Below are 19,508 nucleotides of genomic sequence, written 5' to 3' on the forward strand. Positions count from 1 at the left end.
AGGCCATGTCGGGAGCGGTGCTGCTGATGCTGGCAGGGTGCGCGCCCGGCCAGGCGGTCGCCAGCACCGCCCCGCATGGTGAAGCTGCCGCGTCGGCGGCCGAGGCCAAGGCGGCGCCGAAAACGATCCTTTTCATCGGCAACAGCTTCACCCAAGGCGCGCATTCGGCGGCGCGCAACTGGCGCGCGGGGTCGGTCACCGACCTCAACAATGCGGGTTACGGCGGCGTGCCCGCGCTGTTCAAGCTGTTCACCGAGCAGGCGGGGCTCGACTATCGCGTCAGCCTGGAAACGCAGGGCGGCAAGACGCTGGGCTTTCATTATGACGAGCGGCGCCAGCGTTTCGACCGCGCGTGGGACGTCGTCGTGCTGCAGGAATATAGCACGCTCGACCGTGAACGGCCCGGCGATCCCGCCGAATATATCCGCAATGTCGGCCGCCTCGCGGCGCTGTTCAAGGCGCGCAATCCCGCGGTCGACATCCGCCTCGTCGCGACCTGGTCGCGCGCCGACCAGGCCTATAAGCCCAAGGGGCATTGGTATGGCAAGCCGGTGACGGCGATGGCCGAAGACCTTCGTGCCGCCGCCGACCGCGCGCGGTCCGCCAACCCCGCGGTCGCGGGCGTGCTGCCGGTCGGGCAAGCGTGGAACCGCGCGATGACGAGCGGGGTCGCCGACCCCAATCCCTATGACGGGATCGGTTATGACCAGCTCGACCTTTGGGCTTACGACCATTATCACGCGAGCGTCGCGGGTTATTATCTCTCGGCGCTCGTTACCTTCAGCGCGGTTACGGGGATCGATCCCACGACGCTGGGTCCGAAGGAAAAGGGCGCCGACGAACTCGGTCTGTCGGATGCGCAGGCGACGGCGCTCCAACGCATCGCGCGCGACACGCTCGCGAACGCCGCCTAGATAACACTGCCGACCACCGAACCCGCGGGAACGAACCGCCGCGCCAAGCGTCCAATATGGGCTCTCGGCCGGTCACGGCCGGGCAGGAGGATGGGATGCAAGCGCTCGAAGGACTGGAGGATGCGAAGCCGTCGCGCCAGCGTTTCTGGGACCGGCACGCCAGCCCGATATCGATCCTCCTCCTCGGCAGCCTGCTGCTGGCCGCCGTCCTTGGTTTAACCGGCGGCCAGCCGAGCCCCCCGCGCACCGCCGATTTCGGCGCCGCCCGCCTGACCGTGAAGACGCCGGTGATCATCCGCAACGGCGAATTCTTCGAAACCGACGTCACGCTGACCGCCAACGCCCCGCTCGACGATGCGGTGATCGCGGTGACTCCGGCGCTGTGGCACGACATGACGGTCAACACGATGATCCCGGCGCCGGCCGAAGAGAGCTTCGAGGACGGATATTTCCATTTCTCCTACGGCCCGCTCGACGCCGGTGAGCGGTTGCAGGTCAAGATCGACGGCCAGATCAACCCCCCGCTGTTCGCGGGCACGCGCGGCGAGATCGCGGTGTTCGACGGCGACCGGCCCATCGGTGCGATGCCGCTGAGGATAAAGGTGCTTCCCTGATGGATATCGTCCTTCGCGCCACCGTGATGTTCTTCGTCCTGTTCCTGCTGATCCGCCTGCTCGGCAAGCGCGAGCTCGGCCAGATGACGCCGTTCGAATTCGTCGTTCTCGTCGTGCTCGGCGACCTGATCCAGCAGGGCGTGACGCACAATGATTTCAGCCTGACCGGCGCGACGCTGGCGATCTGCACCTTCGCCTTCTGGGCGCTGGTCCTCAGCTGGACCGCCTATCTGGTACCGCGCGCGAAGGATTTGCTCGAAGGGACGCCGCGGGTGGTCGTTCGCGACGGCCGGATCGTGACCGAGAACCTGCGCCGCGACCGGCTGACGCGCGACGAAATCCTCTCCGAAATGCGGCTCGCCGGGATCGGTCGGCTCGCCGACGTCGCCTGGGCGATCCTCGAGCCGCAGGGCAAGATGAGCTTTATCAAGAAGGACCATGGCGGCGCGCGGCAGCAGGATCGCGACGATCCCGCCGACTAGACCCATTGCGCGAAATCCGAAGCTTCCGCATCCCCGAGCGAAGACGAGGGGCTCGTTCGAGCGGAGCGAGAACCGCGTAACCCCGCAGCCTCGACTTCGCTCGGCATAGCCCCTCGTCTTCGGCCAAAGGCCGAAGTTTATCCTGAGCGTCCGTCAGGGCAGTCGAAGGGCTCGGGGATGCGGATCAGATTTAGCCGCGCCCGCCCCAATCCATTTGCTTATGCTGTATTGGGGCTGTAATACGGCCCCGAGCATGACCTGGTTTCGTAAACCCGACGGCCCCGACCCCACCCTCGCGATGATGCCGCCGGATGGGCGCTTCGCCGACATGGCGCCGCCCCCGCAGCCGCCCGTTCCCGAAACGCGGCGGCGCAAATGGATGCGCCGCATTTCGCGCGGCTTCGCCATTTTCTGCGTCACCTTCCTCCTGCTCGTCGGCTGGCTCGCACTCACCGCGCCGCTGTCGAAATCGCTCGAACCGATCGCGCCGCCGCAGATCACCTTGCTTGCTTCCGACGGCACGCCGATCGCGCGCACCGGTGCCATCGTCGATGCACCGGTCGAGGCGAAGAAGCTTCCCAAACATGTCACCGGCGCCTTTCTCGCGATCGAGGACCGGCGCTTCTACAGCCATTGGGGCATCGACCCGCGCAGCATCGCGCGCGCGGTGTGGAGCAATGTCACCGGCGGCCGGACGCAGGGCGGCAGCACGATCACCCAGCAGCTCGCCAAATTCACCTTCCTGACGCCGAAGCGGACGCTGGGCCGCAAGGCGCGCGAGGCGCTGATCGCCTTCTGGCTCGAAGCCTGGCTGACCAAGGACGAGATTCTCGAACGCTATCTCTCGAACGCCTATTTCGGCGACAACACCTATGGCCTGCGCGCGGCATCGCTTCATTATTTCTACCGCCATCCCGAAAAGCTGACCCCCGCGCAGGCGGCGATGCTGGCCGGGCTGGTGCAGGCGCCGTCGCGCCTCGCGCCGACGCGCAATCCCGATCTTGCCGAAAAGCGCATGAAACTCGTCCTGAACGCGATGGTCGACACCGGCGCTATAACCGCGGCCGAAGCCAAGGCGATCCGCACCCCGCGCATCGACGTGCGCACGCGCAATACGCTGCCCACCGGCACCTATTTCGCCGATTGGGCGCTGCCCGCCGCGCGCAAATTGAGCGATGTCGGTTATTCGCGCCAGACAATCACGACGACGCTCGACGCGCGGCTGCAATCGATCGCGCGCCGCGTGACAGGCCGCGCGGGGCTCGGCAAGGCGCAGGTCGCGCTCGTCGCGATGCGCCCGAATGGCGAGGTGGTCGCAATGATCGGCGGCAAGGATTACGCCGCTTCGCCCTTCAACCGCGCGACGCAGGCGCGGCGCCAGCCGGGTTCGACCTTCAAGCTCTTCGTCTATCTCGCGGCGCTCGACGCGGGCTGGGAACCCGACGACCGGATCGACAACAGCGCGATCGAAACCGGCTCCTACCGCCCCAAAAATTCGGGCGGCGCCTATTCGAAGGACATCAGCCTCGAAGACGCCTTCGCCTCGTCGAGCAATGTCGCCGCGGTGCGCCTGTTCGGCGAAGTCGGCGACGAAAAGGTGATCGCGATGGCGCGCGACCTGGGCGTCACCGCGCCGCTGCCGAAGGGCGACCCCAGCCTCGCGCTCGGCACGTCGAGCATGACCCTGCTCGAACTGACCGCCGCCTATGCCGCGGTCGCGGCGAACAGCTATCCGGTCGAACCGCACGCGTTCAAGGAGGCCGAAAAGGGCTGGTTCGAAAATCTGGTATGGGGGCCGTCGCGCTTCGGGTCGAGCGAGCATGAGGATATCGAGACGATGCTGCGCGCCGCGGTCAATCGCGGCACCGGCCGCGCCGCGCGGTTGCCGCAGGCCAATTATGGCAAGACCGGCACGACGCAGGACAATCGTGACGCGCTGTTCGTCGGCTATGCGAACGACCTCGTCGTCGGGGTGTGGATCGGCAACGACGACAATACACCGCTTCGGGGCATATCGGGCGGCGGCATGCCCGCACGCATCTGGCGCGACTTCATGACCGAGGCATCGGGCCGGAAAGCTGCGCCGCGACCCCGACGCGCCGATCCCGCGGGTCCGGTCGAACCCCTCGACATCCCCGATATCGGCGACATCCCGGTCGGCGACCGGACGCGCGTGGGGATCGAGGACGGCGACGCCGTGATCTCGACCGAGGTGGGCGGTCGCCGCATCGACCTGCGCCTGCCGATTCAGGACCGCACGCCCGAACCGGTCGAGGTAGAGCCGCCGCCGGTGACGACGCCGCCATAGGCGGGGGCCTCAGCTCGGTACCAGGTCGAACGCCGCGGTCGCCATCGTCCGGCCGTTGACGATCAGCTCGACCTCATGCCGCCCCGGATGATGGCGCCGCGTGCTGAAATCGCGGATCGTCTGGTTGATACGGAGGGTGGCGGTATCGCCCGCCGCGAGTTCGAAACTCTTGAGCTTGAACACCTTGGGCGCGGTCTTGCCGCCCGCGCGGGCGTAATGAATGCGGTAATCGACGACCAGCGGTTGATTGTCAGGCGAATCCGACAGGATTTCGGCGCCGATCGCGATCCGGTCGCCAAGGCGCACCGTCGCGGGAACGATGGCGAAATCGCGCACGCGCACCGCCGCGCCATGGCCGACGCCGATCAGCGCGAGCGCGCCGGGGTCACCCTGCTTGATCAGCGTGCGCAGCGCGTGGCGGACGATCCATGCCGTGCGTGCATCCTCCTGCGGCCAGCCGGCGAGGCGCGCGAGCAACCATTCGGGCCGGTCCTTGGCGATGTCGTTCAGATGGTTGGCGACCGATTTGCGGACATAAAGGCTGGGATCGGCCTTGAGCGCCTCGAGGATCGGCGCCGCCAGCGTCGGATCGGCCCTGAGCGCCGGCACGCGCGCCGCCCACGGCAGGCGCGGCCGCGCGCCCTCGCTCGCGAGCCGGCGGACATGATCGTCATCGCTGTTCTTCCAGCGGGTCATCGTCGCCAGCGCGCGCGCACTATCGGCCACCAGAAAGGGGCGGATCGCGAATTCGGCGGAGCCGAAGCGCGTCAGGTCCGCGAGCGCATCCATCGACGCATCGAAGTCTGCAAGCCCGTGGCGCGCGACATATTCGCTGATCGCGATCGCCTGGAATCCGTGGGTCAAGCGTGGAGCCATCGCGCGGAGAACATCAAGGCGGTCCGCATATGCGCCGGGCAGCGCCGGATGGAGCGCGTCTGCGATATGCCGCACGCGCTCCATGATCGACAGCGCCTCAAGCCCGTGCGACGCCGCGCGCAGGAAGGCACCGCGGTCGAAGCGCGCGGCCGCCGCCGTCCCCGCATCGGCGATCGTCTCCAGCGCCTGAGGCCCGAGAATATCCTTCAGCAGAGCCGGGGCATCGGCGCTCATAATGCCGGCCTCAGCGGCGCTCGACCAGCCCGCCGCCGAGCGCGACGTAGAGCGTGACCAGATTGTCGACCTGCGCGCGGCGGAGTTCGATCAGCGTCTGTTCGGACGCGAACAGATTGCGCTCGGCGTCGAGCACTTCGAGATAGGTCGAAACGCCTTCGCGATACCGCTTGCGCGCAAGGTCGGCGATCTGCCGCGTCGCGAGCGTGCCGCGCTCCTGCGCCTCGACCTGTTCGGCGAGGTAGCGGCGCCCGGCAAGCGCGTCGGCGACCTCGCGAAAGGCGCCTTGCACGGTGCGCTCATAGGTCGCGACCGCGATATTCTCGCGCGCCTCGGCGACGGTCAGATTGCCCTTGTTGCGTCCGAAATCGAAGATCGGCAGCGTGATTGACGGGCCGAAACTCCAGCCGAAACCGTCGTCGCTGAACAGATTGTCGAGCGACCCCGACGCGAAGCCGAGATTGCCGGTCAGCGAGATCGACGGGAAGAAGGCCGCGCGCGCGGCGCCGACATTGGCGCGCGCGGCGCGCAGCCGTTCCTCGGCCGCGACGATGTCGGGACGCGCGACGAGCAGGTCCGACGGCAGCCCGGCGGTCAGCGCCGGCGATTGCGCCTGCGCGACGAGCGGCAGCGGCGCGGGCAGGGGACCCGCGACGGGCCCGCCGGTGAGCACGGCGAGAAAATTATCGGCCTGCGCCTTGCCGAGCTTCAGGCTCGCGAGCTGCGTCTCGGCCTGCGTCAACAGCGTCTCCGACTGGCGATAGTCGAGCGCCGAGGTCACGCCGGCGTCAAGGCGGCGTTTCGCAATGCGCAGCCCTTCCTTGCGGCTCGTCACCGTGGCTTCGGCGAGCTCGATCTGCTCCTCGGCGCCGCGCGACGAGAAATAGGTCGAGGCGACGTCGCGCACGAGCGCGAGGCGGAAGGCGCGCTCGGCTTGTTCGGTCGCGAGATACTGGCTGCGCGCGGCTTCGGACAGATTCTTGACCCGCCCCCAGAAATCGAGCTCGAACGAGGTCACGCCGACGCCGACCGAATAGCGGTTGGTGGTCGAGGCCCCGGTGCCCGGGACCAACTGGCTGCGCGAGCGCGTCGCATCGGCGCTCGCGCCCACGGTCGGCAGGCGATCGGCGTCCTGGATGCGGTAGAGCCCGCGCGCTTCCTCGATCTGCGCCACGGCGACGGCGAGGTCGCGGTTGCGGGTGATCGCCTGCTCGATCAACACCTCGAGTTGCGGGTCGGCAAAGAAGTCGCGCCATGCGACGTCGGCCGCCCGCTGGCCGAGCGTCACGTCGCCGGCGAATTCGGCGGGATAGTCGGTGGCAGTCGACAGCGGCGGGCGCTCGTGCTTCGGTGCCATGTTGACGCAGCCGGCGAGCGTCGTCGCCGCGGCGAGCGCGATCAGGTTACGCATGGCCGGGCTCCTCATGATGGCCTTTTTCGGCGGGGGCAGGGGGCCGCTTGCGGCTCAGCCATTTGCGCACCGACAGATAGAAGAGCGGGATGAAGAAGATGCCGAGCAACGTCGCGGCGATCATCCCGCCCATCACGCCCGAACCGACCGCGATGCGGCTCGCGGCGCCCGCACCGCTCGCGATGACGAGCGGCACCATGCCGAGGATGAAGGCGAGGCTGGTCATGATGATCGGACGCAGGCGCAGCTTGACCGCTTTCATCACCGCATCGAGCGTCGATTTGCCTTCGGCTTCCTGCTCGATTGCAAATTCGACGATCAGGATCGCGTTTTTCGCCGCAAGCCCGATGATCGTGATCAGGCCGACGTTGAAATAAATGTCGGCCGACAGCCCGCGCAGCATCGAGAAGAGCACCGCGCCGAGCACGCCGAGCGGCACCACGAGCAGCACCGCGACCGGCACCGACCAGCTTTCGTAAAGTGCGGCGAGCAACAGGAAGACGACGACGAGCGACAGGCCGAGCAACATGCCGATCTGGCCCGCCGACTGCTTCTCTTCATAGGAAATGCCGGTCCATTCGAACGCGAAGCCGGCCGGAAGCGCGCCTGCGAGCCGCTCCATCTCGGCCATCGCCTCGCCGGTCGACTGGCCCGGCGCGGGCTCGCCCGAGATCGTCATCGCGGGATAGCCGTTATAGCGCTGGAGCTGCGGCGCCTCGGCCGACCATTCGGCGGTGCTGAACGAACCGAAGGGCACCATGCCGCCGTTCGCGCTGCGCACGCGCAGATCGAGCACGTCCTGCGGCGTCATGCGGCTCGCGGCGTCGGCCTGGAGCAGCACGCGCAGCACGCGGCCTTCGCGGGTGAAGTCGTTGGCATAGGCGCTGCCGAAGCTGATCGCGAGCGTCGCATTGACGTCGCCGATCGACAGGCCGAGCGCGCGCGCCTGGATGCGGTCGATGTCGAGCTTCAGCACCGGCGCATCCTCCTGCCCCTCGGGGCGGACGTTGGCGAGCAATTTGCTCTGCATCGCGCCGCCGAGGATCTGGTTGCGCGCGGCGATCAGCGCGTCGCGCCCGTTGCCGCCGCGGTCCTGCAGCTTGAAGGTGAAGCCGCTCGACGTGCCGAGTTCGGGGATCGACGGCGGGCTGAGCGAGAAGACGAACGCTTCCTTGATGCCCATGAAGGTGCCCATCGCCTTGCCCGCGATCGCATCGGCGCTGTTTTCCTTCCCCGGGCGGTCCTCCCAGGGTTTCAGCGGCGTGAACATGATCGCATTCGCCTGACCCTGGCCAAAGAAGCTGAAGCCGTTGACGAGCACGATGTTGGCGACCTGCGGCTGTTCGGCGAAGAAGGCCTTGACCTGCTTCGTCGCCTCGCCGGTGCGCTGCGTCGTCGCGCCCGGCGGCGCCTGAATGACGGTGATCAGATAGCCCTGATCCTCCTGCGGCAGGAAGGAACCCGGCAAGCGGAAGAAGAGCAATGCGGTCACCGCGACCATCGCGACGAAGACGCCGAGCCAACGCAGCGGCGCCGCCAGCATCTTGCCCACGCCGCCTTGGTAGCGGTCGGTGGTGCGCCCGAACCAGTCGTTGAAGCGGCCGAAGAAGCGGTCGAAAAATGCCCCGATCCGTCCCTTGCGCGCGGTCTGGTCGTGCGGTTTCAAGAGCGTCGCGCAGAGCGCAGGCGTGAGCGTCAGCGCGAGCAGCGCCGAAAAGGCGATCGAGATCGCGAGCGTCATCGAGAATTGGCGATAAATGCCGCCGGTCGATCCGGGGAAGAAGGCCATCGGGATGAACACCGCGATCAGCACCAAAGTGATGCCGATGATCGCCGACGTGATCTGTCCCATCGCCTTCACCGTCGCCTCATACGGCGGCAGATGTTCCTCGTTCATGATGCGCTCGACATTTTCGATCACCACGATCGCATCGTCGACGAGGATACCGATCGCCAGCACCATGCCGAACAGCGTCAGCACGTTGATCGAGAAGCCGAACATCCACAGGCCAAGGCACGCGCCCGCGAGTGCGATCGGCACGACGACGGTCGGGATCACCGTCGCGCGCCAGTTCTGGAGGAACAGGAACATGACGAGGAAGACGAGCAGCATCGCCTCGGCCAGCGTCTTTACAACCTCTTCGATCGACAGGCTGATGAAGGGAGTCGTGTCATAGGGGATCGACCAGGTGATGTCGGGTGGGAAGCCCTTCGAAAGCTCGTCCATCCGCGCGCGAATGCCTTCGGCGGTCGACAGCGCGTTGGCGCCGGGGGTCAGCTGGACCGCGAGACCCGCCATCGGCTTGCCGTTGAGTTCGGACGAGAAGAGATAGCTTGCCGCGCCCAGCTCGACGCGGCCGACATCACCCAGCGTCACCGCCGACCCGTCGGGGTTGGCGCGCAGGATGATGCTTTCGAACTGCTCGGGCTTGGTGAAGCGGCCCTGCGTCGTGATGACGGCGTTGAGTTGCGCGCCCTTGGCGAGCGGCTGGTCGCCGAGCTGGCCGCCCGGCGTCTGGCTGTTCTGCTCCTGCACCGCGCCCAAGGCTTCGGCGGCGGAGAGGTTATAGGAAGCGAGCTTTTGCGGATCGAGCCAGATGCGCATCGCATATTCGGGCGCAAAGGCCTGGACGTTGCCGACGCCGTTTACGCGCCTGAGCTCGTCGAGCACGCGCGTGTTGGCGAAATTGTTGACCTCCATCGGGTCGGTGTCGCCGCTCTTCGACGTGATCGCGACGATCAGCAGGAAGCCCGAGTTAGCTTCGGTCACCGAAATGCCCTGACGACGGACATCCTCGGGCAGGCGCTGTTCGACGCGGCGCAGGCGGTTCTGCACCTCCATCTGCGCATTGTCGATGTCGGTCCCCGCCTCGAAGGTCAAGGTGATCGAGGCGGTGCCATTCGATTCGCTGGTCGAGGCCATATAGAGGAAGCCCTCGACCCCGTTCAGTTCCTGCTCGATGACCTGCGTGACATTCTGTTCGAGCGTGCTCGCGTCGGCGCCCGGATAGGTGACGCTGATAGTCAGCGACGGCGGCGCGACCGACGGATATTGCTCCACGGGCAAGCCGCGCAGCGCGATGATCCCGGCAAGCAGGATGCCGATGGCGATGACCCATGAGAAGATGGGCCGGTCGATGAAGAAGCGGGGGGTCATGTCGGATCAGCGCTTCGCCGCGGGGGTCGACGCCGTTCCCTTGGGCTGCGCGACGCGGACGGGCGCACCCGGCTGCACCTTTTGCAGCCCGTCGACAATCACCCGGTCGCCGGGCTTCAGCCCGTCGAGGATCGCCCACTGGCCCGCGACCATCGTGCCCAGCTTGACCGGGCGCGGCGTCGCGACATTCTTGGCGTCGAGCACCATCACGCTCGCCGCGTCCTCCGCCAGCTTGACCGCGCGCTGCGGGATCAGCACGCCGTTGGCGCGATTGCCCGCAAAGATGCGTGCGCGGACGAACTGGCCGGGAAGCAGCGCCGAATTGGGATTGGGAAATTCGGCGCGCAGCGCCGCGGTGCCCGTCGCTTCGTCGATCGAGAGGTCGAGGAAGTCGAGGTGGCCGACGACCGGATAAGCGGTGCCGTCCTCGAGGATCAGCTGGACCTCGACGCGTTCGAGCTCCGGCACGCTCACCTTGCCCGATCCCATGTCGCCGCGGATCGCCAAAAGGTCGGAACTCGACTGGCCGAAATTGACATAGACGCGGTCGATTTGCTCGATCGTGGTCAGCAGCGTGCCTTGCGACGCGCTCACCAGCGCACCCTCGGTAACCTCGGCGCGGCGCGCGCGGCCCGAAATCGGCGCGGTGACCGACGCATAGCCGAGGTTGAGGCGCGCCGATTCCAGATTGGCCTGTGCGGCCGCCACATCGGCTTCGGCGGTGCGCTGCGCGGCGACCGCTGCGTCATATTCCTGCTTGCCGATCGCCTGGTCGGCGAGCAACGGCTGGTAACGGCCGACGACCTGCCGGGCGTTGGCGGCGGTCGCCTGCGCACGGGCAAGCTGCGCGCGCGCCGCATTGGCGGTCGCGATCAGCTCGCGCGGGTCGATCCGGAACAGCGGCGTCCCGGCGCGCACGTAGCTGCCCTCGTTAAACAGCCGCCGCTCGACGATGCCGTTGACGCGCGCGCGGACTTCGGACGTGCGATACGCCTGAACCCGGCCGGGCAGTTCGATCACGTTCGGCACGGCTTGCGTGCGGACGGTCACGATATTGACCTCGGGCGGCGGGGGCGCGGGGGGCGCCTCGGACGAGCAGGCGGCCAGCAAAAAAGCCAGCGCAGCGCCGGCGGCGCAGCTGAGAGGACGGACGCGACTCATAAGGACCCCTGAAAAATCGCAGTTGTGCGGGATTGTTATATACGCAAAAGCTTGCGCTGAGGGGTCGTGTAATTTAAATTACAGAAAAGGGCAAGAGAGGGGGGGCATAATTGGGCACGCCGGAATCGACTTTATGTCAAATGGATAGGTATTCTTCACCACGCGAACGGCGGCAAAGCGCCATTCTCGACGCCGCCGAGTCGCTGTTTCTCGAACAGGGCTATGAACGCACCAGCCTTGCCGAGATCGTCAAGCGCTCGGGCGGCTCGCTCGCGACGCTCTATGAACTGTTCGGTAACAAGCAGGGGCTGCTTCGCGCGATCGCGACGCGCTGGTGCGACGAAGCCATGCTCCGGTCGCTCGATGACGATGCGATTCGGGGACTGTCGAGTGTCGACATCCTGAAGCGTTACGCGCATCGCCAGAAAGAGCTGATGGAATCGCCGCACGCTGTCGGCCTGATGCGCATGCTGATCTCCGAAAGTCTGCGCGACCATGAATTCGCGATGCAGATCTACCTCGACCTTCATGTGCCCGCGCTCGAGGAACTGATCGAACTGTTCGCCGAATGGGCGGCCACCGGCAAGGCCGAGATCGACCGCCCGGACGCCGCCGCGCGCCTGTTCTTCGATATCGTCGTCGGCGATTCGATGTTGAACACCTTGATGGGGATCGAGGTTGAATGGCTCGATAGTGAACAGATTGACTGGCGCCTCCAGCCGTTCCTGTCGCACTTCAAGATTCGGTAGGCGACCCGCCGGTTGTTGTTGACACAATTGTAAATAGCTGAAAGCTTGCGGCTTCCGTTTCGGGAGCGTCGCATCTTGGCCAGTACCGCCCTGCCATCGGCCGCCCCGGCCGACGAAACCTCCGATCTGCGGCCGCGCGCCGTCGCGGCCTATGCCGCCACCGCGGGGCCGACGGTTATGCTCGGCCTGCCGTTCAGCGTCTATCTGCCGCCCTATATCGCCGAGGGCGGGGCGATTTCGGTCGCGCTGGTCGGGCTGCTCTTTTCGCTCACGACGATCTGGGACGGCGTGGTCGATCCGCTGATCGGCACAACGGTCGATCGCGTTCGGACCGGGCTCGGCGCGCACCGGCGCTGGATGTTGCTTGCACTGCTTCCCCTGTCGCTGCTGCTGCTTGCGCTCGTGACCGTCGGCAACCAGCTACCCTTTGCGGCGCTCTTCCTGATAATGGTGCTCTTTTACTCAAGCTATAGTCTCTATGAGGTGGCGCAATTGTCGTGGGGCTCCGCGCTCGTTCGCACGCCGGCCGACAGCGCGCTTCTCTATGGCATGCGCGACTGGTTCGCGAAGATCGCGCTGATCCTCGCTTTCGCCGCGCCTGCCGCGGCGCAGCTGCTTATTCCGGGGCTCAGCCTGCAAGGGCGGATCATCGCCTACGCCAGCCTCTTCCTCCTGCTGGTGCCGATCGCGCTCTTGGCGATCCGCCGCGTGCCGCCGCGGACGGTGGTGGCCGAAGCCGGCTTCGGATGGCGGCATGAAATCCGGACGTCGCTGTCGTTCCGTCCGTTGATGCTGCTGCTCGGGGTACAGTTCCTCAACAGCTTCGCCTTCGGGTCGCTGACGTCGCTCTTCGTCTTCTTCGCCGCCGCGGTGCTCGACCTCGATGCGCAGAGCGCCGTTCTGCTGTTTGCGAGCTTCATTGGCGGGGCGCTCGCGTCTCCGATCTGGACCTTCCTCGCGCGCCGCTTCGGCAAGCCGCCGATGATGATCGCGATGGGGCTGCTGATCTCCAGCCTGCTCGTCGCGACGCTGGCGCAGCAGCCGCGCGGGCTGGGGCAGGCGGTCGGCTTTTCGCTGATGCTCGGCACCGGCTTTGTCGGGCTGCTCTTCACTTATTCGATACTCGCCGACCTGATTCCGCGCGATAGCGAGCGTTGCGGGCGCAATCGGTCGGCCTTCCTCTTCGCGCTTTTGAACCTGATGGCCAAATTCGGCGTCGCCGCCGCGATCGCGGTCAGCTATGCGGCGCTCGACCTCGTCGGCTTCGACCCGCAAAACGGCAAGGCGGCGGCGCGCGAGCTGCACCTGATCTTCGCGCTGCAACCGACGACCGCGTGGATTCTGATGGTCGGCCTCTTGCTCTGGATGCAGCGCGAATTCACCCGTGCGCCCGCGCTTGCAATCGCGGCGCTGCCCAAGTAAAGGCCGCTTCATTCGGACAGATGCGCCGTTCCCCTTCCGCCTTTCGCCGACATGCTCGGGGAGGGTGGGCGGACACTTGCCCAAAGCGCGCTTGACGCGTGGGCGGCGGCAACCCATCTGGCCCGGATCATTGACGCTATTAGGACAGGACGATCGACATGGCCAAGACCAGCCCGGCTGAGTTCATCAATCAGGTGCGCGCCGAAGCTCGCAAGATCGTTTGGCCGACGAGCCGCGAAACGGTGCAGACGACGATCATGGTGCTGATCATGACGACGATCCTTTCGCTCTTCTTCCTTGGCGTCGACACGGTTTTCAACGCGATCGTCAGCTGGCTGACGTCGCTCGCGCGCTAACGCCCGCGGTTACAGGGACAGGATACGGATAGACATGGCGCGCTGGTACATCATTCACGCCTATTCGGGTTTCGAGAACAAGGTTCGCGATTCGGTGCTTTCCGAAGCCGAACGCATGGGCCTCACCGACTTCGTCGAAGCGGTCGAGGTGCCGGTCGAGACCGTCACCGAGGTCAAGCGCGGCAAGAAGGTCCAGGCCGAGCGCAAATTCTTCCCCGGCTATGTCCTCGCCAAGCTGACGATGACCGACGACGTCTATCACCTCGTCAAGAACACGCCGAAGGTCACGGGTTTCCTCGGTTCGTCGGGCAAGCCGCAGGCGATCAGCGAGGCCGAAGCCGCGCGCATCCTCAACAGCAAGGAAGAGGCGGCGGCGCGTCCGAAGACCGAAATCCGCGTCGATTATGAAATCGGCGATCAGGTCAAGGTGCTCGACGGTCCCTTTGCCAGCTTCAACGGGCTGGTCGAGGAACTCGATTTCGAAAAGGCGCGGGTCAAGGTGTCGGTGTCGATCTTCGGTCGCGCCACCCCGGTCGAACTCGACTTCGAACAGGTCGAACGCTTCAAGTAACGTCGCCCCCGCGAAGGCGGGGGCCGTCGGCAGCCTTGCGCTATGTCGACAGCGGCCCCGCCTTCGCGGGGGCGACGGATCAGGGGTTAGGCTGTCGTCATGACCATACTCACGCCCGAAGAGCTGCAGGCGCGCCTCGATCTTGCGCGCGAAATCAACAGCAGCACGCCCGCCGACAAGGTCGTCGGCGCGGTGGCCCGTCTGTTCGATCTCGACGCCGTGCCCGGCCTCGACGACGAATTCACCTTTCCCGCGCGGCCGACCACCTCGCGCGACCGGATTTTCGGCGGGCAGGTCATCGCGCAGGCGATGACCGCCGCCGCGCGCACGGTCGATCCCGACAAGCAGGTGCATTCGCTGCACGCCTATTTCCTGCGCGGCGGCGACGAGACCAAACCGCTGCACTTCCGCCTCCACCGCGACTTCGACGGCCGCAGTTTTTCGAACCGCCGCGTCGTCGTGCGCCAGGACGGCAAGGTGATCTTCAACCTGACCGCCTCGTTCCAGCTGCCTGCGGAAGGGCTGTCACATCAGGTTCCGATGCCCGAGCTGCTGCCGCCCGAGGATTGCTGGGATTTCACCGACTTCATCGCGGCCGACCCGCATATCTCGGACCGCCAACTCGCGCATATGGCACGCAGCCGCCCGTTCGAGGTGCGCAGCTTTCGGCCGCCCGCCGCCGAAAAGGCGACGCAGCATTATCAGTGGTTCCGCGTCGCGTCGCCGATCGGCGACGACCCGCTGCTCCACCGCGGCTTTCTCGCTTTCGCGTCGGACATGGGGCTCTTGTCTTCGGCGATGCTGCCGCACGGCGTCAGTTTCTGGACGCCCGGCATGGTGTCGACCAGCCTCGATCATGCGATGTGGTTTCACGGTGACGTTCGCGTCGACGACTGGTTCGTCTTCGTGATGGACAGCCCGTGGACGGGCGGCGACCGGGGGCTGTGCCGTGGATCGATCTATCGCCGCGACGGCACGCTGATGGCCACCGTCGCGCAGGAAGGCCTGATCCGCTACCGCCCCCAATAAGGCTTGTTTTTCGGCGCCTTTGGTCTTATGGGCGCCGCTTCGCATCAGACAAGGTTGCGATTCCGCGCGGGAGGAAGGCGTGATGCCCTTCTGTTCGACCGCTTATTTTGAGCTCTGGATCGCGGTCCGGGGCGACAGAAAGAAAGGAGGCCATCATGGCCAAGAAGATCAGCGGCTACATCAAGCTGCAGGTGCCCGCCGGCACCGCCAACCCGTCGCCGCCGCTCGGGCCGGCGCTCGGTCAGCGCGGCGTCAACATCATGGAATTCTGCAAGGCGTTCAACGCCGCGACCGATGGCATGGACAAGGGCACGCCCACGCCCACCATCATCACCGTCTATGCGGACAAGAGCTTCTCGTTCGTCACCAAGACGCCTCCGGCGACCTATCTGATCAAGAAGGCTGCGAACCTCAAGTCGGGTTCGAAGGAACCCGGCAAGATCAGCGGCGGCAAGATCGCCCGTTCGAAGCTAGCCGAAATCGCCGAGATCAAGATGAAGGATCTCAACGCGAACGATCTCGAACAGGCGACGAAGATCATCGAAGGCAGCGCCCGCTCGATGGGCCTCGAAGTGACGGAGGGCTGAACCCATGGCTAAGCTGACCAAGAAGCAGAAGGCCCTCGAGGGCAAGGTCGATGCGCTGAAGCTCCACGGCGTCGACGAAGCGATCAAGCTGGTGCGCGAGCTGGCGACCGCCAAGTTCGACGAAACGCTGGAAATCGCGATGAACCTGGGCGTCGATCCGCGTCACGCCGACCAGATGGTCCGCGGCGTCGTCACGCTGCCCGCCGGTACCGGCAAGGACGTCAAGGTCGCGGTCTTCGCGCGCGGCGACAATGCCGAAAAGGCGCTGGCCGCCGGCGCCGACAAGGTCGGTGCCGAAGACCTGATGGAAGACATGCTCGCGGGCAACCTCGACTATGGCCGCGTCATCGCGACGCCGGACATGATGGGCATCGTCGGCCGCCTCGGCAAGACGCTGGGCCCCAAGGGCCTGATGCCGAACCCGAAGCTGGGCACCGTGACCCCGAACGTCGCCGAAGCCGTGAAGGCCGCAAAGGGCGGTCAGATCGAATTCCGCGTTGAGAAGGTCGGCATCATCCACGCCGGCCTCGGCAAGCTGTCGTTCGGCGAGGAAAAGCTCCGCCAGAACTTCGACGCCTTCGTCGACGCGATCGTCAAGGCGAAGCCGTCGGGCGCCAAGGGCAAGTACGTCCGCAAGGTCGCGCTGTCGTCGTCGATGGGTCCCGGCGTGAAGGTCGACACGGCCGACGTCGCCGGCGCCTGATCGCAAGCGCATATGACTTAGGGAAGGGCCGGGGGAAACTCCGGCCCTTTTCTTATGTCGGCTATGGGGTGGAGAGCGGACATTCCACAACCGTCGCCCCCGCGAAGGCGGGGGCCGCTAGCGGCCTTACTCAGCGGCATTGTGTAAAACGACAGCGGCCCCCGCCTTCGCGGGGGCGACGGCTAGGTTCGGTCGAATGCCGTCATCCGCCATAAATCGCTTTCCTAAAAAATATCGACATGATCTACGCTGTTGGATGACGCCGATACCAAAGCCCTGTTCCATCGATCGCCGTCGCGGTTATCGCCTTGTTCGCGCGCGCATGGGGGCGTCAACTTCGTCAACTTTCGCGCGCCGGCAATCAGGCCGACCGACGAAACTCGATCAAATCCCACTTGTTGCCATAAAGGTCGAGGAAGACCGCGACGGTACCATAGTCGGCTTCCAGCGGTTCGCGCTCGATCCGCACGCCCTTGTCGAGCAGGCGCTGGTAATCGCGGACGAAATCGTCGGTTTGCAGGAACAGGAAGACGCGCCCGCCCGACTGGTCGCCGACGAATTTCGCCTGTTCCTCGTTCGCCGCCCGCGCCAGCAGGATCGTCGCCCCGCCTTCGGGATTGCCCGGCGGAGCGACGAGCACCCAGCGCTTGTCCTGCGCCGGCTGATACTCGTCGGCGATCAGCGTGAACCCCAGAACCCCGACATAAAAGTCGATCGCCTCGTCATAATCGCGCACGACCAGCGCGATATGCGCAAGCGACTGGCGCGTCATTCGCGCAGCCCCCGCATCGCCGCGCCCGCCGCGAACGGCCCGATCACGGTCAGCAGAAGACTGACCGCGGCCAGCAGCTTGATTGCGCCGCGCCCCGACGGGTCGAGCATTCCTGCGCCGAAAATCAGCATCGGCACCGCGAGCGGCAGGACGAGCAGTCCGCCGATCGCGCTGCCGCCCTTGTGGTTCGCGGTCAGCGAAGCGCTCAGTACCGCGAGCGAGGCCAGTGCCGGGATGGCAATCGCGATCCCCGTCGCGAGCAGTCCGACGCGCTCCGCATCCTGCGCCAGCAGCGCCGACGCGGGGAACAAGGCGATCATCAGCGGCAGCCCAAAGCCGGCGGCGTGCGCAGCGATCTTGACCGCCGCGATCAACTCGTCGGCGAAACCTCGCACCGCAAGCTGGTCGAGCACGCCCGCCTCGCGGTCGGGTCGCACCAGCCGGTCGATCGGCAGCAGCGCCGCCAGCAAAGCCGCAACCCATACCATGCCGCCGCCTGCGCGGCGCAGCAGCGGCGCGTCCGGCCCTACCGCAAAAGGAAAGGCGGTCGCGACAAGCAGGAAAAACATCACCGGCAACCACAGCGCCCCGCTGCCCCACGCGCGCCGCAGGTCGCGCCAGAAAAGAGCGATGAGCGCGGTCAAGCGAGCGCCCCCATGTCGAGTTCGGCCAAGTCCGGAATGCCGAGCGCGAAGTGCGACGCGAGCAGCACCGCGCCGCCGTTTGCCCGGTGCTTCGCGATCGCCGCAATCAGTCGCGCTTGTGCGGCATCGTCCATGCCGTTCGCGGGTTCGTCGAGCAGCCAGATCGGCGCGCCGCTGGCGATCACGCGCACCATCCCGGCGCGCTTGCGTTGCCCGGTCGACAGCATCGCCACTGGCACGTCGGCGAGCGGCGTCAGCGCCATGTCATCCATCGCGCGGTCGACGGCATGGCCGTCGACCGTATCGACGCGCGCCCAGAAGTCGAGGGCGCGCCGCAAGGGCAGTTCAGTGTCGAGTGCGCTGGCTTCGTCGATCAGCGCGACGCGCTCGCGGCGCTCGACCGTGCCTGCGGCTGCGCCCAGAAGCCCGGCGGCGAGGCGGATCAGGCTCGACTTGCCCGCGCCATTGGGGCCGCGCAGCCACAGCGCGTCGCCGCGGTCCAGCGTCAGCGACAGGCCTTCGAACAGCAGCCGGTCGCCGCGAATACAGGCGACGTCGTCGAGCAGCAAAAGCTCGGCCACGCCACCCGCGCGCGGAGGCGCGCTCACGCCATGCGCTCCAGCGCGTGCATATCGTCGTCGGAGAAGCCGAAATGATGGCCGATCTCGTGGATCAGGACATGGCGCACCAGCCATTCGAGCTTTTCGCCCGTCTCGATCCATTCGACGAGGATGGGAATGCGATAGAGGGTGACGCGGTCGGGCATCCCGCCGCTTTCGCCGATGCTGCGCTCAGTCAGCGGGCGGCCTTCGTACAGGCCGGTGAGATCATAGGGGTGCTCGATGTCGAGCGAGGCGAGCACGTCGTCGTCGGCGAATTCCTCGATCGAAATCACCACGCCCTCGATATGCGGCTTGAACACATCGGGCATGGTTGCGAGCGCCGCCTCGGCCATCGCGAACAGCGCGTCGGCGTCGGGGGCGGTTCCGGTCCATGCGCCGGGCAAGTCGGGGGGCAGGCTGCTCTTGTCGCTCATCGCGCCCTTCCTTATGGCGAGCGCACGGCATTGACCAGCGGGAGAAAAGATATGGTCCAGAAACTCGACGACACCCAGCGCGCCGCGCTGCTCGTCCGCTTTCCCGAATGGACGCACGAACCGTCGCGCGATGCCATCACGCGCCGGTTCACATTCGCCGATTTCGCGCAGGCCTTCGGCTTCATGACGAGCGTCGCGATCGTCGCCGAAAAAATGGATCATCATCCTGAATGGTCGAACGTCTACAACCGCGTGGACATCCTGCTGACGACGCACGACGCCGACGGCCTGTCCGAACGCGACGCGAAGCTGGCGGAGGCGATCGAGGCGCTGGTCTGAGGGGGGCGGGTCGGTTTCGACCGGTTGCGGCCATTGAGAGAAGAAAGCCCCTCCCCTTCAGGGGAGGGGTTGGGGGTGGGGTCTATCGGCCTTGCGCAAGGCCGATAGACCCCACCCCACTACGACTAGGCAGCAAGCTGCCA

Annotated in this window: 20 protein-coding genes; 12 read left to right on the forward strand and 8 right to left on the reverse strand. The window is 66.2% G+C overall.

What is annotated here, in order from left to right; genetic code table 11:
* Positions 1-26 precede the first annotated feature (26 nt).
* The 4 genes from FG95_RS03605 to FG95_RS03620 all read left to right on the forward strand — a co-directional run bounded on the left by FG95_RS03605 (position 27) and on the right by FG95_RS03620 (position 4,318).
* Positions 27-914 (forward strand): DUF4886 domain-containing protein, encoded by an 888-nt coding sequence (locus FG95_RS03605; RefSeq protein WP_037554061.1) that lies wholly within the window; start codon positions 27-29, stop codon positions 912-914.
* A 95-nt stretch (positions 915-1,009) separates the two neighbouring features.
* Positions 1,010-1,528, forward strand: coding sequence for a hypothetical protein (locus FG95_RS03610; protein WP_152567562.1), 519 nt, complete (start codon positions 1,010-1,012; stop codon positions 1,526-1,528).
* Complete coding sequence (locus tag FG95_RS03615; RefSeq protein WP_037554029.1) at positions 1,528-2,010, forward strand: DUF421 domain-containing protein; 483 nt, start codon at positions 1,528-1,530, stop codon at positions 2,008-2,010. The genes FG95_RS03610 and FG95_RS03615 overlap by 1 nt, the downstream gene beginning before the upstream one ends.
* 253 nt (positions 2,011-2,263) lie before the next feature.
* Positions 2,264-4,318 carry a transglycosylase domain-containing protein gene (locus tag FG95_RS03620; protein WP_200880141.1) on the forward strand — a complete coding sequence of 685 codons (2,055 nt, stop codon included), beginning with the start codon at positions 2,264-2,266 and terminating at the stop codon, positions 4,316-4,318.
* 9 nt (positions 4,319-4,327) lie between these two features.
* Here the strand turns inward: FG95_RS03620 and FG95_RS03625 are convergent, their stop codons facing one another.
* From FG95_RS03625 to FG95_RS03640, 4 genes are read right to left on the reverse strand one after another with little or no spacing between them, the layout of a single operon-like run.
* The gene (locus FG95_RS03625) at positions 4,328-5,428 is read right to left on the reverse strand and encodes a DNA alkylation repair protein (protein WP_037554031.1); all 1,101 of its coding nucleotides are present in this window, start codon (positions 5,426-5,428) and stop codon (positions 4,328-4,330) included.
* 10 nt (positions 5,429-5,438) lie between these two features.
* Positions 5,439-6,839: an efflux transporter outer membrane subunit gene (locus tag FG95_RS03630; protein ID WP_081932983.1), complete on the reverse strand. Its 1,401-nt coding sequence runs from the start codon at positions 6,837-6,839 to the stop codon at positions 5,439-5,441.
* Entirely contained in the window at positions 6,832-9,996 is a 3,165-nt protein-coding gene (locus tag FG95_RS03635; RefSeq protein ID WP_037554032.1) for an efflux RND transporter permease subunit, read from the reverse strand. The genes FG95_RS03630 and FG95_RS03635 overlap by 8 nt, the downstream gene beginning before the upstream one ends.
* 6 nt (positions 9,997-10,002) lie before the next feature.
* Positions 10,003-11,157, reverse strand: a complete 1,155-nt coding sequence (locus tag FG95_RS03640) for an efflux RND transporter periplasmic adaptor subunit (RefSeq protein ID WP_037554033.1) — start codon at positions 11,155-11,157, stop codon at positions 10,003-10,005.
* 140 nt (positions 11,158-11,297) lie between these two features.
* Here FG95_RS03640 and FG95_RS03645 point away from each other — a divergent pair, with 140 nt between their 5' ends.
* From FG95_RS03645 to rplA, 7 genes are all read left to right on the forward strand, one after another.
* On the forward strand, positions 11,298-11,906 hold the full coding sequence (locus FG95_RS03645; protein WP_037554034.1) for a TetR/AcrR family transcriptional regulator: 609 nt from the start codon (positions 11,298-11,300) through the stop codon (positions 11,904-11,906).
* Positions 11,907-11,981: 75 nt separating this feature from the next.
* Positions 11,982-13,328, forward strand: a complete 1,347-nt coding sequence (locus FG95_RS03650) for an MFS transporter (protein WP_037554035.1) — start codon at positions 11,982-11,984, stop codon at positions 13,326-13,328.
* Positions 13,329-13,486: 158 nt separating this feature from the next.
* Positions 13,487-13,684 carry a preprotein translocase subunit SecE gene (gene secE / locus FG95_RS03655; RefSeq protein WP_037554036.1) on the forward strand — a complete coding sequence of 66 codons (198 nt, stop codon included), beginning with the start codon at positions 13,487-13,489 and terminating at the stop codon, positions 13,682-13,684.
* A 34-nt stretch (positions 13,685-13,718) separates the two neighbouring features.
* Entirely contained in the window at positions 13,719-14,255 is a 537-nt protein-coding gene (nusG, locus tag FG95_RS03660) for a transcription termination/antitermination protein NusG (RefSeq protein WP_037554037.1), read from the forward strand.
* A gap of 99 nt (positions 14,256-14,354) precedes the next feature.
* Complete coding sequence (locus FG95_RS03665) at positions 14,355-15,284, forward strand: acyl-CoA thioesterase (RefSeq protein WP_052182050.1); 930 nt, start codon at positions 14,355-14,357, stop codon at positions 15,282-15,284.
* 155 nt (positions 15,285-15,439) lie between these two features.
* On the forward strand, positions 15,440-15,871 hold the full coding sequence (rplK, locus tag FG95_RS03670) for a 50S ribosomal protein L11 (RefSeq protein WP_037554038.1): 432 nt from the start codon (positions 15,440-15,442) through the stop codon (positions 15,869-15,871).
* Between the two features lie 4 nt (positions 15,872-15,875).
* Positions 15,876-16,574 carry a 50S ribosomal protein L1 gene (rplA, locus tag FG95_RS03675; protein ID WP_037554039.1) on the forward strand — a complete coding sequence of 233 codons (699 nt, stop codon included), beginning with the start codon at positions 15,876-15,878 and terminating at the stop codon, positions 16,572-16,574.
* 361 nt (positions 16,575-16,935) lie between these two features.
* On the opposite strand, the gene FG95_RS03680 is transcribed toward rplA, so the two are convergent.
* Genes FG95_RS03680 through FG95_RS03695 form a run of 4 tightly spaced genes read right to left on the reverse strand, consistent with a single transcriptional unit; the run spans position 16,936 to position 19,026 of the window.
* Positions 16,936-17,346, reverse strand: a complete 411-nt coding sequence (locus FG95_RS03680) for a VOC family protein (protein WP_037554040.1) — start codon at positions 17,344-17,346, stop codon at positions 16,936-16,938.
* The gene (locus FG95_RS03685; protein ID WP_037554042.1) at positions 17,343-17,990 is read right to left on the reverse strand and encodes a heme exporter protein CcmB; all 648 of its coding nucleotides are present in this window, start codon (positions 17,988-17,990) and stop codon (positions 17,343-17,345) included. Before FG95_RS03685 ends, FG95_RS03680 begins: the two co-directional genes overlap by 4 nt.
* Positions 17,987-18,571 (reverse strand): heme ABC exporter ATP-binding protein CcmA, encoded by a 585-nt coding sequence (gene ccmA / locus FG95_RS03690; RefSeq protein ID WP_037554064.1) that lies wholly within the window; start codon positions 18,569-18,571, stop codon positions 17,987-17,989. The genes FG95_RS03685 and ccmA overlap by 4 nt, the downstream gene beginning before the upstream one ends.
* 23 nt (positions 18,572-18,594) lie before the next feature.
* On the reverse strand, positions 18,595-19,026 hold the full coding sequence (locus FG95_RS03695; protein WP_052182051.1) for a metallopeptidase family protein: 432 nt from the start codon (positions 19,024-19,026) through the stop codon (positions 18,595-18,597).
* 51 nt (positions 19,027-19,077) lie between these two features.
* On the opposite strand from FG95_RS03695, the gene FG95_RS03700 reads away from it, so the two are divergent.
* Positions 19,078-19,365 carry a 4a-hydroxytetrahydrobiopterin dehydratase gene (locus FG95_RS03700; RefSeq protein WP_037554043.1) on the forward strand — a complete coding sequence of 96 codons (288 nt, stop codon included), beginning with the start codon at positions 19,078-19,080 and terminating at the stop codon, positions 19,363-19,365.
* The last annotated feature ends 143 nt before the right edge of the window (positions 19,366-19,508 follow it).

It is taken from the genome of Sphingopyxis sp. LC363 (assembly GCF_000756385.1).
Taxonomy (GTDB): domain Bacteria; phylum Pseudomonadota; class Alphaproteobacteria; order Sphingomonadales; family Sphingomonadaceae; genus Sphingopyxis.

Excerpts from the sequence above, each read along its gene's own strand:
- FG95_RS03605 (WP_037554061.1), top strand. The coding sequence starts at position 27 with ATGCTGGCAGGGTGCGCGCCCGGCCAGGCGGTCGCCAGCACCGCCCCG.
- FG95_RS03610 (WP_152567562.1), top strand. The coding sequence starts at position 1,010 with ATGCAAGCGCTCGAAGGACTGGAGGATGCGAAGCCGTCGCGCCAGCGT.
- FG95_RS03615 (WP_037554029.1), top strand. The coding sequence starts at position 1,528 with ATGGATATCGTCCTTCGCGCCACCGTGATGTTCTTCGTCCTGTTCCTG.
- FG95_RS03620 (WP_200880141.1), top strand. The coding sequence starts at position 2,264 with ATGACCTGGTTTCGTAAACCCGACGGCCCCGACCCCACCCTCGCGATG.
- FG95_RS03625 (WP_037554031.1), bottom strand. The coding sequence starts at position 5,428 with ATGAGCGCCGATGCCCCGGCTCTGCTGAAGGATATTCTCGGGCCTCAG.
- FG95_RS03630 (WP_081932983.1), bottom strand. The coding sequence starts at position 6,839 with ATGCGTAACCTGATCGCGCTCGCCGCGGCGACGACGCTCGCCGGCTGC.
- FG95_RS03635 (WP_037554032.1), bottom strand. The coding sequence starts at position 9,996 with ATGACCCCCCGCTTCTTCATCGACCGGCCCATCTTCTCATGGGTCATC.
- FG95_RS03640 (WP_037554033.1), bottom strand. The coding sequence starts at position 11,157 with ATGAGTCGCGTCCGTCCTCTCAGCTGCGCCGCCGGCGCTGCGCTGGCT.
- FG95_RS03645 (WP_037554034.1), top strand. The coding sequence starts at position 11,298 with ATGGATAGGTATTCTTCACCACGCGAACGGCGGCAAAGCGCCATTCTC.
- secE (WP_037554036.1), top strand. The coding sequence starts at position 13,487 with ATGGCCAAGACCAGCCCGGCTGAGTTCATCAATCAGGTGCGCGCCGAA.
- nusG (WP_037554037.1), top strand. The coding sequence starts at position 13,719 with ATGGCGCGCTGGTACATCATTCACGCCTATTCGGGTTTCGAGAACAAG.
- FG95_RS03665 (WP_052182050.1), top strand. The coding sequence starts at position 14,355 with ATGACCATACTCACGCCCGAAGAGCTGCAGGCGCGCCTCGATCTTGCG.
- rplK (WP_037554038.1), top strand. The coding sequence starts at position 15,440 with ATGGCCAAGAAGATCAGCGGCTACATCAAGCTGCAGGTGCCCGCCGGC.
- rplA (WP_037554039.1), top strand. The coding sequence starts at position 15,876 with ATGGCTAAGCTGACCAAGAAGCAGAAGGCCCTCGAGGGCAAGGTCGAT.
- FG95_RS03680 (WP_037554040.1), bottom strand. The coding sequence starts at position 17,346 with ATGACGCGCCAGTCGCTTGCGCATATCGCGCTGGTCGTGCGCGATTAT.
- FG95_RS03695 (WP_052182051.1), bottom strand. The coding sequence starts at position 19,026 with ATGAGCGACAAGAGCAGCCTGCCCCCCGACTTGCCCGGCGCATGGACC.
- FG95_RS03700 (WP_037554043.1), top strand. The coding sequence starts at position 19,078 with ATGGTCCAGAAACTCGACGACACCCAGCGCGCCGCGCTGCTCGTCCGC.